The sequence below is a fragment of the Asaia lannensis NBRC 102526 genome (assembly GCF_024054035.1).
Taxonomy (GTDB): Bacteria; Pseudomonadota; Alphaproteobacteria; order Acetobacterales; family Acetobacteraceae; genus Asaia; species Asaia lannensis.
The window spans coordinates 91,494-105,202 of the sequence record NZ_JAMXQU010000008.1 but is presented as its reverse complement, the minus strand read 5'-3'; the positions used below and the strand labels follow the sequence as shown (position 1 = coordinate 105,202).

The following is a 13,709-nucleotide window of genomic DNA, read 5'->3' as shown; positions in this document are numbered from 1 at the left end:
GCGACAGAACGAACCGGTCTGCCGGAGCCACATATAAAACCTCCGTATTACCCCTGATGCGGCTGATGCCATGATCGGACAGGCGACATGACCAGACAGGATTACACCCGCCCTGACCCCGACGCGCTCCTGCGTCAGGGCTGTGCGGACAGTAAACGCGGCAGGCTGAAAGTTTTTCTGGGCGCAGCTCCCGGTGTCGGCAAAACCTTCGAAATGCTGAGCACAGCGCGGCATCTGCTCCATGAAGGGCTCGATCTGGTTATCGGCATTGTGGAAACCCACGGTCGCGCCGAAACGCAGGCGCTTGTGGAGGACGTTCCACTGATTTCACCCTGCATAATCCCCTATCGCGGGCAGGTGCTTCACGAGATGGATCTCGACGCCATTCTCCAGCGTTGCCCGGCCCTCGTCCTGGTAGACGAACTGGCCCACAGCAATGTGCCGGGATCGCGCCATCCGAAACGCTGGATGGATGTCGAGGAACTGCTCTGCGCCGGGATCGATGTCTTTACCACCGTCAACATCCAGCATCTGGAAAGCCTGAACGATATCGTGGCCTCGATCACACGTGTGCGTGTGCGCGAGACAGTTCCGGACCATGTTATCGAAAATGCCGACGAGGTCGAACTGGTCGATCTGACACCGGGCGACCTGCTGCAACGCATGCGCGATGGCAAGATCTACGCCGCCCACACGGCAGGGCGTGCCATGCTGCACTATTTCTCTCCCGGCAACCTCACCGCCCTGCGCGAACTGGCCCTGCGTCAGACTGCCCAGCAGGTCGATGCCCAGCTTGTCGATCACATGAAAGCCAACGCCATCGCCGGCCCCTGGGCCGCCGGCGAACGCGTCATGGTCTGTCTCACCCTTCAGGATGGCGATGCCGGGCTCGTACGCTACGGCAAGCGCCTTGCCGACCGGCTTCATGCGCCTCTGATCGTTCTGCATGTCGAGACCAGCCGCGATCTGACCGATGAGGTCCGTGCGCGCATGGCCTCGCAGATGCATCTTGCCCAGTCCCTGGGGGCCGAGACCGTAACCCTGCCGGGCCATGATATCGCTCTCGACGCACTGGCTTATGCACGTGCGCAAAACGTAACCCAGATCGTCGCGGCCCATCCCGCCGGAACAGGCTGGCTCGGGCGAATCAGACAGCTGCTGGGGCGCTCCACCACCGAGCGCCTTATCCAGCGTTCGGAAAATTTCCCCGTTCACGTCGTCCCGCGCTCTGGCGAGACCATGGGCCATCGCATTCATGAGCGCGCCCCTCCTGGCCTGTCTCCCTATCTTGCCAGCACCGCCATGGTTCTCTGCGCGCTCGGCGTGGCACTGTTACTGCGACAGGGTTTTGAGGTCAGCAATGTTTCGCTCGCCTTTCTGACGGCCATACTCGGCGTGGCGGTGGCCTATGGACTCTGGCCTTCCCTCTGGGCCTCGGTTCTGGGAATGCTCTGCTTCAATTTCTTCTTTCTGCCACCGCTTTATACCCTCACGATTGCAGCTCCCGATAATGTAGTGGCGCTGTTCTTCTTTTTTGCCACAGCCCTTATAGCCGGCAATCTGGGCGCGCGCGTGCGCAGTCAGGCTGTTGTCGCCCGCCATCGCGCTGAGATCACCCAGTCGCTCTATCGTTTCAGTCGCACGATTACAGGCATGTCCAGTCTGGACGCCCTTCTCTGGTCGGTTACGCAGCAGATCGGACAACTGCTCGACTGCCATGTCGTTCTGCTTATGCCTGACGATGGCGTGCTGGGTGTCAGGGCGCATTCCGCATCACATGGTCAGCCGAACGAGGACGATCTCGCTGCTGCAAGCTGGGCCTGGAAGCATGGGCGTATTGCAGGAAGAGGCTCCGACAGCCTGCCCGGTGTGCGCTGGCTATTCATTCCCCTGCGTACCGCACGCGGTCCGGTCGCCTTGCTCGGTCTCGATCGTGAGCGTGATGGACATCTGCTCGATGTGGAGCAGCAAGGCCTGCTCGATGCGCTGGCAGACCAGACGGCTTCAGCCATAGAGAGCATTCTGCTGACCCGCGATCTCGACCGTGTGCGGCTTGAAGCCGAAACCGACAGGCTGCGCGGTGCCTTGCTCACCTCCATCTCGCACGATCTGCGCACGCCGCTTGCCTCCATTCTGGGTGCAGCATCCAGCCTGCGCGATTATGGCGCGGTACTGGGTGAGGACGGGCGAAACGAGCTGCTGGCAACCCTGACCGATGAGGCCGAGCGCCTGAACCGCTTCGTCGGCAATCTGCTCGACATGACGCGCCTCGAAGCAGGAGCACTTCCACTGCGACACGACAGTGTGGATTGCGCCGAAGTTGCCGCCACAGCCCTCGCCCGGGCTGCGAGACTGCTGGAGCATCACAGGGTGACACTCGATACGGCATCGGACCTTCCCATGCTGAAGCTCGATGCCGTACTGCTGGAACAATGTCTGTTCAATATTCTCGATAATGCGGCAAAATATACACCGCCCGATACGGCGATAACCCTTCGTCTGCAACGCGACCGTGCGGGTCTCGCCATTATCGTCGAAGACGAGGGACCCGGTTTTGGCGATCGCGACCCAGCGCTGATTTTCGGCAAATTCACGCGCTTTGCCGCAGCGGATACAACCCGTGCGGGCACAGGTCTCGGGCTGGCAATCGCACGTGGTTTTACCGAGGCCATGGGGGGCACGATTGCCGCCTCCAACCGCCATGAACGCAATGGTGCCCGTTTCACCCTGTACTTTCCTCTCCCCATTAATCCCTGACGCGAAATTCCTGCCCCATGAGCGATCCGACCCTGCTTGTTGTCGATGACGAGCCTGCCATTCGCCGCCTTTTGCGGACGACATTGGCCAGCCAGTCCTGGCGTATTCTCGAAGCCGGAACCGGCGAAAATGCCTTGCGCATCGCTGCAGAGACACCGCCCGATCTCGTGCTCCTCGACCTCGGTCTGCCCGACCATGACGGCGTGGAGGTTCTGAAAAGGCTCAGACAGGCAAACCCCGCCCTGCCTGTCGTGATTTTGTCCGTACGCGACGATGAACGCGGAAAAGTCGCTGCGCTTGAGGCCGGCGCCGATGATTACGTCACCAAGCCCTTCAGCATGGCGGAGCTGATCGCCCGTCTTCGCAATGCGCTACGCCATGCCCTTCAGCAGGAAGGAACCCAACCGCTTTATGAATCGGGAGATCTGCGTATCGACCTCGTCAAGCGGCAGATTTTCAAGGCCGGGACCGAACTGCGTCTGTCACCGCGGGAATGGGATATTCTGCGCATGCTGGTCCGGTATGCGGGTCGTGTGCTGACGCATCGTACCATCATGGATGCCTTGTGGGGAGCCAGCGGCGATGTACAACAGCTGCGCGTCTATATCCGGCAAATCCGTCAGAAAATAGAAAACGATCCGGAACGTCCCGGGTATATCGTAACAGAAACCGGCATCGGTTACCGTCTGGTACAGCTCGAAAAACGTGACTGTTGATCTCTTTACCTATCCAAATTATTTCATTGATTTCACACATCAAGAATAAACCCTGCCATTGTTAGGTAAAAATTAATCTCTACGCCGATGTCCTATACCATTCCATAATTGTAACATAATAGTATTTTAAACTACCGTTCCATGATCTTTTAACTACCCGAATCACATTATCCGCCTTTCGATTGCCGTGAATCTGCCCCGCTTCTGACATTAAAGTGTCGTTAATTTAGAGTTGACTCACATAACAGAATCGTGATCAGTCACGGGGCTCGGGGTTGCGTGGAATGCCACCAGGGCATCGAGACACGTCGTCATGAAGCGTGACGAAACGGCAACGTTCCGGCTTGGTCTCATGGCAGAAACATATGAGGGTGACATGGCAGACAGGTTCACGAAAAGAGCGATGCTCAATCTGTTGCTGGCCGGTACGGTGGTCGCAACTTTTGCAGGACAGACGGCCCACGCCCAGCTCAGCTCAGAGGCTCTGCGCGAAGCGTTACGCGTAGCCCCCCGGCCGGGCATGATGCCTCATGGCGCACGTCTCTATCCCGGCAGTTCGCTGAGTGGCGTGCCCGGCTTCCCGCTTCCGACGATCCACACCCAAAAAGCCTATGACCCGCAGGACAGTTTCACGGCGCGATGGACGCGTGCGGATGCAATGCAGATCAAGGCCCATTCCGATACGACAGTCGGTGCCGGGCAGAACTCCCTGCCCCAGCAACTCGTCATGCCCGATGTTCCTGCCGATTTCCCGGCTACCAATCCGGATGTTTGGGTCTGGGATACCTGGACCCTGATCGACAAGAAAGCCAACCAGTTCAGCTATAACGGGTGGGAAGTCATTTTCTGCCTGACGGCAGACAAGAACGCGGGTTACGGCTTCGATGACCGTCATACCCACGCACGTATCGGTTATTTCTATCGTCGTGCCGGCGTGCCAGCCAGCCGACGCCCCGCCAACGGTGGATGGATCTATGGCGGTCACCTGATCCCCGAAGGTGCGCAGGAACAGGTTTTTGCCGGAACGACCTATACCATTACGGCCGAATGGTCCGGCTCGACGCGTCTGCTCGACCCGAACAGCAACAAGGTTTCGCTTTTCTATACCGATATGGCCTTCAACCGGAATTCGGCCGGTCAGGATATCACACCCTCGCAGGCGGTGATCACCCAGAGCCTTGGCCAGATTCATGCCGACTTTACCCATGTCTGGTTTACGGGATTCACCCGGCACACGCCGCTTCTGCGCCCCGATGGCGTGCTGTACCAGAATGGCGCACAGAACCCGTATTATAACTTCCGTGACCCGTTCACGTTCGAAGACCCGCAGCATCCCGGCACCAATTATATGGTGTTCGAGGGCAATACGCCCGGTCAGCGCGGTGTCGCGAACTGCACCGCCGAAGATCTGGGTTACCGCGCAAACGACCCGCATGCGGAAACCGTGCAGGAAGTGCTGAATACCGGCGCCTATTACCAGAAAGCCGCAATCGGCCTTGCCGTTGCCGAAAACGGTTCGCTGTCGAAGTGGAAATTCCTCTCGCCACTGATCGAGGCCAATTGCGTCAACGATCAGACCGAACGTCCACAGATGTATATCAAGGACGGCAAATACTACATTTTCACCATCAGCCATCGTACCACCTATGCAGCAGGCGTTGACGGCCCTGACGGTGTGTACGGCTTCGTGGGTAACGGTATCCGCAGCGACTTCCAGCCCATGAATTACGGCAGCGGTCTCATGCTCGGCAACCCGACCGATCTGAACGTCGCCGCAGGCACCGATTACGACGCCAATCCCAACCAGAACCCGCGCGCCTTCCAGTCCTACTCGCATTACGTGATGCCTGGTGGCCTCGTGGAATCCTTTATCGATACGGTGGAAGGACGGCGCGGCGGCGCGCTCTCGCCAACCGTCAAGGTTCGTATTCGTGGTGATGCGTCAATTGTCGACAGACATTACGGCGATAACGGCTTGGGCGGCTACGGCGATATTGCCGCCAATCGTGCCGATATCAATATCGTCGGGTTCATTCAGGATCTGCTGAGCCAGCGCAAACAGATCGGTCCCGATGTGAATAACCGTATGCGCGCCTTCCTCACTACGCCGCAGTAAAGTCGTCTTGTCCCGTCACATTCCATACGGCCTGGCGGCCCGTAACGTTTTCAAAACGGGCCGCCTTCCTTCATGCTACTTCAGGTGACGATGTCACAGCGCCAGCGCCGCTTTTTCCTGTTGCCAATGGTCCTGAGCGCCTGTTTCCTCACAGGCCCGGGAAAGCTCGCCTTCGCCGGGACAGAAGACGGTGCCGGGCCGGCAACGCCTCAATGGCGCCCGGCGCTGCATTACACGCCCCTGGCCCACTGGATGAACGACCCGAACGGGCCGATCCTGCTCGATGGGATATGGCATCTCTTCTACCAGTATAATCCCAACGGCATGATCTGGGGGCACTCCTCATGGGGTCATGCCACCAGCCGCGATCTGCTGCACTGGCAGGAGGAGGGCGTCGCCATTCCCTCCAGTGCGGGACGGGATATTTTTTCCGGCTCGGTCATCCTCGATAAATCGAACCGCTCGGGCTTGGGGCAGACAGGCGTCGCCCCCCTGATCGCTCTTTACACGACCGTATTCTCCGACGATCCGCTCCATCCGGAGGGTACGCAAGCCCAGTCTCTGTCCTATAGTCTTGACCATGGGCAAAGCTGGCAGTCCGGTGCACACAATCCCGTTCTGACACTGAACCCGGACTCGAAACAGTTTCGCGATCCATCGGTGGTCTGGTACGCACCGGGGAAATACTGGGTGATGACAACCGTCGTCGCCGATGCGCAGGTGGTCAAGCTCTATCGCTCATCCGACCTCATACACTGGGACTTTCTGAGCGATTTCCAGCCTTCAGGCTATCGCAAGCCGGGCATGTTATGGGAAATGCCGGCACTCATTCCCCTGCCACTCGATGGCAATCCGGACACCCTGCGCTGGGTCATGATCGTCAGCGTCAATCCCTGGAGCATCGCGGGCGGCTCAGGAGTAGAATATTTTACCGGTCGGTTCGATGGCATACATTTCGTCTCAGACCCCCTGCCTCGAAATGGTGCGGATCCGGCTGCTTATCACTGGCTCGATCATGGTGCAGATAATTACGCTGCCATACGCTTTGCCAATACGGGTGACCGACCGCCTCAGTTGATCAGCTGGATGAACAACTGGGATTACGCAGACCGCCTGCCAACCACGCCGTGGCGCGGTCAGATGACCCTGCCCGTCTCACTGTCACTCAAGACGCAACAGGGCGCGACCGAACTGCTTCAGACGCCGGCACCGGAATACGAGATTTTTGTCAGCAGGCATGCAAGCCGTGTCTGGCCTGACCGGAAAATGGCAGCGAACACGCAATGGCGCCTGCCGCTGCGCACCGGTGTTGCCGATATACGCTTTACCCTGCGCAGTGATGGGGCCGGGCGGGCGGGCGTCGTACTTCATCAATCGCGAGATAGGCGTGAGGGCACGACGGTCATCTATGACTTTGCGACACATCGCCTGACGCTCGATCGCAGCCATGCCGGACAGCGCGATTTCTCGGACCATTTCAGCCCTGTTCATATCGCCGCACTCCCCCTGCAATACCGGGCCGTTACCCTGCATCTGGTCATGGATCGCAGTTCGGTCGAGGTCTTTGCGAATGAAGGCGCGTTGCGCATGACCGATCTGGTTTTTCCAGACCGAAACAGTACTTTCCTCTCGCTTTTCACCGAAGGGGCTCCCGCCTCGATCGATGGGCTGCGTGTCGTCAGGCTCGACCCTTGAGGCCGGTTCAGGGATGCATGGACTGGAACAGATGACGTGCAGAACCGAGCACCTGCTGCTGATAGGCGCGGTTGAGCGCAAGCGTATGGGAATGATAATTGCCTACGGCACGCATGAGATCGCCATGCGTTTCATTCAGATACAAACGCATGATCGCACCAGCCGCACTGATATTGTAACACGGGCTGATACGAAGATTACGATAGACGAAAGCGGGCATCGTATGGGTGAATTGCGCAATGGGCATCACCCAGCGCGTATTGACCTGCATCAGTCCCAGATCGTCCGTGCCGTTGGTATTATGATGCACGAGACCGTTACGACCGTTTTCCACACCCAGTATGGCTGGCAGCACACGAGGGGGCAAATGGTAGAGCGAGGCTACAACCATCATGCACTGCGCATAGGCAACCGGCATCGCATTTCCCCTTCATCGCCACAGCCCATTTATCCGGAAAATACCGGCCGGACACAGGCTTTTTCTCCCAGCTTATTTTATTGCGGAATTTTCCATGTCTGAAACGTCTCTGTTGCGTATTCTTCGCCTTTGTACCTCCCCTCCGCACAATCGGGATGACCGTTGCCAAAGCGATACACAGGAGAGCGGGTTCACCCTACTCGAACTGCTCGTGGTCATCGCCATACTTGGCTTGCTGATCGGCCTCGTTGCCCCGGCCGCACTCAGACAACTCGGCGGCGCACGCAATTCCGTCGCCCATCAATCGATCCAGAGACTGGGGGAAGTTCTCGACCTCTACAAACTCGATGTGGGGGCCTATCCAAGCACGGAGGACGGCCTCCATGCGCTTATCGAGCGCCCGCAAGAGGCGGAGAGCTGGAACGGCCCCTATCTCAAGGATGGCGCAGAACCCAAAGATCCATGGCATCACCCCTATCTCTACGCCTCGCCTTCAGAGCGTCCGGGCCATGACTACGATCTTTGCTCACGCGGCGCTCATAATACCACAGACCGTGCCGCCATGATCTGCAATCCCTGAGCGCCCCCGATGCTCTCGATCGCAACGGATCTGGTTATTGCCTCGCCCTTTATCGGCTCGTTTCTCGGGGTTCTCGCATGGCGCTTGCCTGAGGGACGCTCACCATTCTTCATACGCTCGCGTTGCCCTGTGTGCGATGGCATTCTGGCTGCGCGCGATCTCGTACCGCTTGTGAGTTATGCCATACAGCGCGGCAAATGCCGGCACTGTCAGGCCCCGATCGACCCTTTTCATCCGGCGGTGGAGATTGCCGCCCTTGCCATTGCCGGTGCTGCCGATATAGCCGTGCATTCCGGCCCCGGTATCATGGATATCTCGCGGCTCATGATCGAAGGCTGCCTGTTCGGCTGGTGGCTTTTATTACTTGCAGCGGTCGATCTGCGCAGCTTCACACTGCCCGATTATCTGACCATGCCGCTTCTCGGTACGGGGCTGTGTTTTGCCACACTGCGTGGCAGGGATGTGTTTCATCTCCACAGCATTGCTGCACTTCTTGCCTGGCTGATGCTGGAGGCTGTGGCCTTGGTGTACCGCAGACTGCGCGGTCGTGAGGGTCTGGGCGGAGGCGATGCCAAGCTTCTGGCGGCGGGTGGTGGATGGCTCGGCCCTGCTCTCCTGCCGGAAATCCTGGGGTCCGGCGCGCTCCTTACTCTCGCAGGCGCCTGGCTCACGCAAAAAGGGACGCTCGCCTCAGGCACGAGGCTCCCGTTCGGACCCGGCCTTGCTCTGGCGCTATGGGGCGGATGGCTCTTTCAGATCATAGGGCAAGCCTATGACTGATACGATGATCGACGCACTCGCTACGCTGCTTCTTGAACGGGGACGCTGCGACCGCCGTGCCCTCGACAGGGCCGCGCGGGCCGCCGAGCAGAGTGGCGGTCGCCTCGACCGTATCCTGCTGCAACTCGGTCTCGTATCCGAGGCAGTGATGACGACAAGTTATGCCGAGCTGCTCGACATTCCCCTCGTCGAACCTGCCCTGTATCCGCAGGAACCGGTTCTGCCCGATCGTCTGTCACCGCGTTTTTTGCGGGATGCGCATGTGGTGCCCCTCTCTATCGAGGATAACACGCTTGCTCTCGCCATGCGTGACCCGCTCGACAGCTTCACCCAGACTGCACTCGCCACGGCCACCGGTCTCGACATTGTCCCCTGTGTGGCCCGTCCCGTCGAGCTGGAAGCCGCGCTCGATCGCCTTTACCCGCAGGATGTCCCTCCCACACCCGACGAGACGCAGGGCGCACCGCTGGAAGACGATGCCGAACGCCTGAAAGATCTTGCTTCGGAAGCTCCCGTGATCCGGCTCGTAAGCCAGATCATCAATCGCGCCGTCGAGACGCATGCGTCGGATATTCATATCGAGCCTTTCGAAGACAGACTGCGTGTGCGCTATCGCTATGATGGCGTACTGCATGAAGCAGAGACACTGGCGGCCTCGCTCATCCCTGCAGTTCTCTCACGCGTAAAAGTCATGGCACGTCTGGATATCGCAGAGCGGCGTCTGCCACAGGACGGACGTATAAGGCTCGTCGTACGCGGACATGAAGTCGATTTTCGTGTATCGACCATCCCCTCCCTGCATGGCGAAACACTGGTCCTGCGCGTACTGGACCGGTCGAGCACACGCTTCGACTATGCCACGCTCGGCGTTCCTCCACGCATCGTGACGCGTCTGCGCTCACTGCTCGATCTGCCCAACGGTATCGTTCTGGTCACTGGTCCGACAGGGTCGGGCAAGACCACCACGCTTTATACCGGCCTTTCCGATCTCAATGCCGTTACACGCAAGGTCGTCACGATTGAGGATCCGGTCGAATACCAGCTCGGCGGTATCAATCAGGTGCAGGTCAAACCCCAGATCGGGCTGGATTTCGCAGCCCTTCTGCGCGCCATTCTGCGTCAGGATCCGGATGTGATCATGGTGGGCGAGATACGCGACCGCGAAACGGCACAGATCGCGGTTCAGGCAGCCCTGACAGGCCATCTCGTTCTGTCGACCCTGCATACCAATTCTGCCGCCGCTGCCATTATCCGCCTGCGCGATATGGGGGTAGAGGATTACCTCATGACCGCGGTGCTGCGCGGCATACTGGCGCAGCGCCTCGTGCGCAGGCTCTGCCCGGCCTGCAAGACACCCTATACACCCCCGCCAGCCCTGATCGAGACACTGCGTCTGGACCGTTTCGCAACAAGCGGGAAACTCACCCTGTATCACGCAGCAGGCTGCAATTCGTGTCGCCATACAGGATATCGGGGGCGACTGGCCATCGCCGAATTGCTGGAACCCGATACGACTGTCGAACGCCTGATTTTCGAGAAGGCAGACCATCTGGCGATCGAACGCGCGGCCGTCGATGCAGGCATGGAAACGCTGCTCGATGCCGGGTTGCGTGCGGCAGTCGAAGGGGAAACCACGCTGGATGACGTCATGCGCAGCGTGCGCGCGACGTCCTGAGCAGCGCACGGGACCGACACATCATGGCAGAGTTTCCATACAGGGCAATCGACAGACAAGGCACAATGCTCTCAGGCACACTGAGCGCCGTAACACGCGATGCGGCCATCGCGCAGCTCAGGCAGATGGGCCATATGCCCATCCATGTCGGCGCGGCAGGAGAACGTTCCACAGGAAGCCTCATTGCCCGGGGGCTGAAACAGGGACCGTCTTTCGCCGGAATTTCTCTCGCAAGACGCTCCCTGACGCGTGCGGAACTGTCTGCTGTCACGCGTGAGCTTGCCGTGATGCTGGGTGCCGGCCAGGACATGGACCGCGCACTGCGTTTTCTTGCCGAGACGGCAGGAAATACGCGAACTACCAACGTTATGCAGGGCGTACGCGACAGGATACGCGGCGGTCAGGCCCTGCATCTCGCACTGTCCTCCGCCCCCGGCAGTTTTCCGCCGCTCTATCTCGGCATGGTAAGAGCAGCCGAAGCATCGGGAGATCTTACCCCGACGATGGATCGACTGGCGACCCTACTCGAACGGGAGCGCGCTCTGGCCAGCACCGTACAATCGGCCATGATTTACCCTGCCATTCTCACCCTGACCGCTATAGGCTCCGTAACCTTGCTGCTGACGAAGGTGCTGCCGCAATTCACCCCGCTTTTCGAACAGAATGGCGCAACCCTGCCAGCCTCGACGCGGCTTCTGACCGCCGCAGGAGCCTGGCTCGGCCAGTATGGGACCGTGCTGCTTCTCGTTTTTCTTGGGTTCGGTCTGGTCGTGCGTATCGCCTTGCGTCGCCCCTCTATCCGGCACAGCGCCGATACCATGCTGTTGCGTCTGCCCGGTCTCGGTGCCCTGATGCGCGAAGTCCTCGCTGCGCGGTTTGCCCGTATTCTGGGAACCCTGCTGGTCAATGGGGTGCCGCTGCTGACGGCACTCGGCATTGTGCGCGATGCGCTCGGCAATAGCGCAGCTACAAGGGCCATTACAGAGGCCAGCAACACAGCACGCTCAGGTGGAGGCCTCTCTGCCTCTCTCGCGCAGGCCGGGATTTTTCCAGTGCGACTGGTCCACCTTCTCCAGCTGGGCGAGGAAACAGCGCGTCTGGGTCCGATGGCCCTGCGCGCCGCAGATATCCATGAGGATCAGGCAAAGCTGGCCATACAACGTCTCGTCGCCATACTCGTGCCAGCCATCACTATTGTCATGGGATTGGCGGTGGCCGGTATCGTCTCCTCTCTGCTTCTTGCCATGCTGAGCCTGAACGACCTTGCCCAGTAACCGGCCCTTGCCCTCTCCTGACCGGGCGCGCATCATGCTCCGGCCTGCTGGACCCTCCACAGCCGACAACGCTGCCGGTTTCACGCTGCTAGAAATGCTCGTGGTGCTTGTCATCATGGGCGTGATCGGGGCCATCGCGATCGGCCATGGCCCGCTTCATCCTGCGCGTCTCGAACTGCGGCAGGGGGTTCGCCAGATTGCATCCTCGCTGCGTGAGGCTCATGCGCGGGCGCTTTATACCGGACAGGTCCAGTCTGTCGTTTTTTCCCCAGCCACAGGGCTTTACAGGGTGGATGGCGCGCCGCCACGCGCCCTGCCTCCTCTTTCGATACGCCCGATCACTGTCAGCACATACCGTTTCTACCCCGATGGCAGCGCTTCGGGTCCTGTTCTTCATCTGAGCCGTGGCGCAAGTCAGGCCACGCTTGGTGTGAACTGGCTGACGGGTGCCGTGGAGAGCGCCGGAGGATGACAACACGACCCAAGCGGAACGACGACGGCTTTACCCTGATCGAGGTTCTGATTGCTCTCATGATCGTCGCCCTGTCTCTTGGCGCGCTCTATGAAGGCATGCTGGGTGGTGTAACCGCCGGACATGTGACGGCTGCCACACGAGAAGCTTTGTCACGGGCACAATCGCACATGGAGGCCATCGGTCATGGCATGACACCCGGCGCCTATACCCGGAGTGGTGAGGACGGCCATCATTTCCACTGGCGCATCACCATGACTCCCGTGGAAAGCAACAGTCATGCCACGCTCTATCATGTGCGCGTAACGGAATCCTGGCCAGACACCATGACGGCAACCGGAGAGCGCTCAGTCACGCTGACCAGCCTGCGCACGGGCCCGACAGGCGGCACACCATGACAGCCCGACGTGCCGAAAGCGGCTTTACCCTGCTCGAACTGCTGGTCGCACTGGTCGTGTTTTCGCTCGTGCTGTTCGTCCTGCACCAGGGGTTCGATGCAGCGACACGGGTTTTCGAACGCCAGCGTGTCATGCTGTCATCGCAGGACGATCTCTATGCCGCAGATCGTCTGCTCAGACAGATTGTTGCCACAGCAGATCCGGGCAATGGGCGGGATGGCCCGGTTTTTACCGGGGGACCGCACGGTCTCTCATGGCGTGGCACGCCTCCAGCCGCGCTCGACAACCGCCCCGATGCACGCGCCACCATGCAGGTTTCACTCGATCGCAACGGGCATATCGTGCTCATCTGGGCACCTTATCGCCATGTCATCGAACCTGCAGCCGCTCCCCACGCTTCGCGGCTGCTCTCCGGCGTGGCCGGGTTCGACTGCCAGTATTATGCCGCCGGGCAATGGAGATCGACATGGTATGGCACCGGCCTACCCGAGTTGGTGCGTCTACGCCTCGTTTTTTCAGCCGATAGCTCACGGCGCTGGCCTGATATTGTCATCGCCACAAGACTAGAGGCCATGCCCTGATGCGCAGGAGTATCCACTGATGGCGATCGGCCTGTTTCTGCACTGGTGGGGACGTCAGTTATACGCATTGATTCCGGAACGTTTCGCAAAGACGGTCATTCTGCCCGCACGCCCTGTCATGCAGGTCCGGACCGGACCGGAAGGATTAACCTTCTTCCTCCACACGGACCGAGAAACCGTGCCGCTAACGAATGACACCGGGACCTCAATCGGGCCTCGGGAACAGGCGCAGAAGATAGTCGGGAAA

The 13,709-nt window shown here is 59.7% G+C and carries 12 protein-coding genes; 11 read left to right on the top strand and 1 reads right to left on the bottom strand.

Going from position 1 to position 13,709, the window contains the following annotated elements; all coding sequences use genetic code 11:
- Positions 1-87 precede the first annotated feature (87 nt).
- From NF685_RS11120 to NF685_RS11105, 4 genes are all read left to right on the top strand, one after another.
- Positions 88-2,757, top strand: coding sequence for a sensor histidine kinase (locus NF685_RS11120; protein ID WP_252849645.1), 2,670 nt, complete (start codon positions 88-90; stop codon positions 2,755-2,757).
- 17 nt (positions 2,758-2,774) lie between these two features.
- Positions 2,775-3,473, top strand: a complete 699-nt coding sequence (locus NF685_RS11115; protein ID WP_222548249.1) for a response regulator — start codon at positions 2,775-2,777, stop codon at positions 3,471-3,473.
- Between the two features lie 376 nt (positions 3,474-3,849).
- On the top strand, positions 3,850-5,589 hold the full coding sequence (locus NF685_RS11110; protein WP_306414236.1) for a glycoside hydrolase family 68 protein: 1,740 nt from the start codon (positions 3,850-3,852) through the stop codon (positions 5,587-5,589).
- Positions 5,590-5,661: 72 nt separating this feature from the next.
- Entirely contained in the window at positions 5,662-7,284 is a 1,623-nt protein-coding gene (locus NF685_RS11105; protein WP_252849644.1) for a glycoside hydrolase family 32 protein, read from the top strand.
- Between the two features lie 7 nt (positions 7,285-7,291).
- Here the strand turns inward: NF685_RS11105 and NF685_RS11100 are convergent, their stop codons facing one another.
- On the bottom strand, positions 7,292-7,702 hold the full coding sequence (locus tag NF685_RS11100; RefSeq protein ID WP_252849643.1) for a lytic transglycosylase domain-containing protein: 411 nt from the start codon (positions 7,700-7,702) through the stop codon (positions 7,292-7,294).
- A 94-nt stretch (positions 7,703-7,796) separates the two neighbouring features.
- On the opposite strand from NF685_RS11100, the gene gspG reads away from it, so the two are divergent.
- The 7 genes from gspG to NF685_RS11065 are packed head-to-tail and all read left to right on the top strand — an operon-like array spanning position 7,797 to position 13,462.
- The gene (gene gspG, locus NF685_RS11095) at positions 7,797-8,282 is read left to right on the top strand and encodes a type II secretion system major pseudopilin GspG (RefSeq protein ID WP_252849642.1); all 486 of its coding nucleotides are present in this window, start codon (positions 7,797-7,799) and stop codon (positions 8,280-8,282) included.
- Between the two features lie 9 nt (positions 8,283-8,291).
- The gene (locus NF685_RS11090) at positions 8,292-9,062 is read left to right on the top strand and encodes a prepilin peptidase (RefSeq protein ID WP_252849641.1); all 771 of its coding nucleotides are present in this window, start codon (positions 8,292-8,294) and stop codon (positions 9,060-9,062) included.
- Positions 9,055-10,737, top strand: coding sequence for a GspE/PulE family protein (locus tag NF685_RS11085; RefSeq protein ID WP_252849640.1), 1,683 nt, complete (start codon positions 9,055-9,057; stop codon positions 10,735-10,737). Before NF685_RS11090 ends, NF685_RS11085 begins: the two co-directional genes overlap by 8 nt.
- 23 nt (positions 10,738-10,760) lie before the next feature.
- The gene (locus tag NF685_RS11080; RefSeq protein WP_252849639.1) at positions 10,761-12,011 is read left to right on the top strand and encodes a type II secretion system F family protein; all 1,251 of its coding nucleotides are present in this window, start codon (positions 10,761-10,763) and stop codon (positions 12,009-12,011) included.
- A gap of 34 nt (positions 12,012-12,045) precedes the next feature.
- A complete protein-coding gene (locus NF685_RS11075; protein ID WP_252849638.1) occupies positions 12,046-12,483 on the top strand; it encodes a prepilin-type N-terminal cleavage/methylation domain-containing protein in 438 nt (145 codons plus the stop codon).
- A complete protein-coding gene (locus NF685_RS11070; protein ID WP_252849637.1) occupies positions 12,480-12,881 on the top strand; it encodes a prepilin-type N-terminal cleavage/methylation domain-containing protein in 402 nt (133 codons plus the stop codon). The genes NF685_RS11075 and NF685_RS11070 overlap by 4 nt, the downstream gene beginning before the upstream one ends.
- A complete protein-coding gene (locus NF685_RS11065) occupies positions 12,878-13,462 on the top strand; it encodes a prepilin-type N-terminal cleavage/methylation domain-containing protein (RefSeq protein WP_252849636.1) in 585 nt (194 codons plus the stop codon). Before NF685_RS11070 ends, NF685_RS11065 begins: the two co-directional genes overlap by 4 nt.
- Positions 13,463-13,709 lie beyond the last annotated feature (247 nt).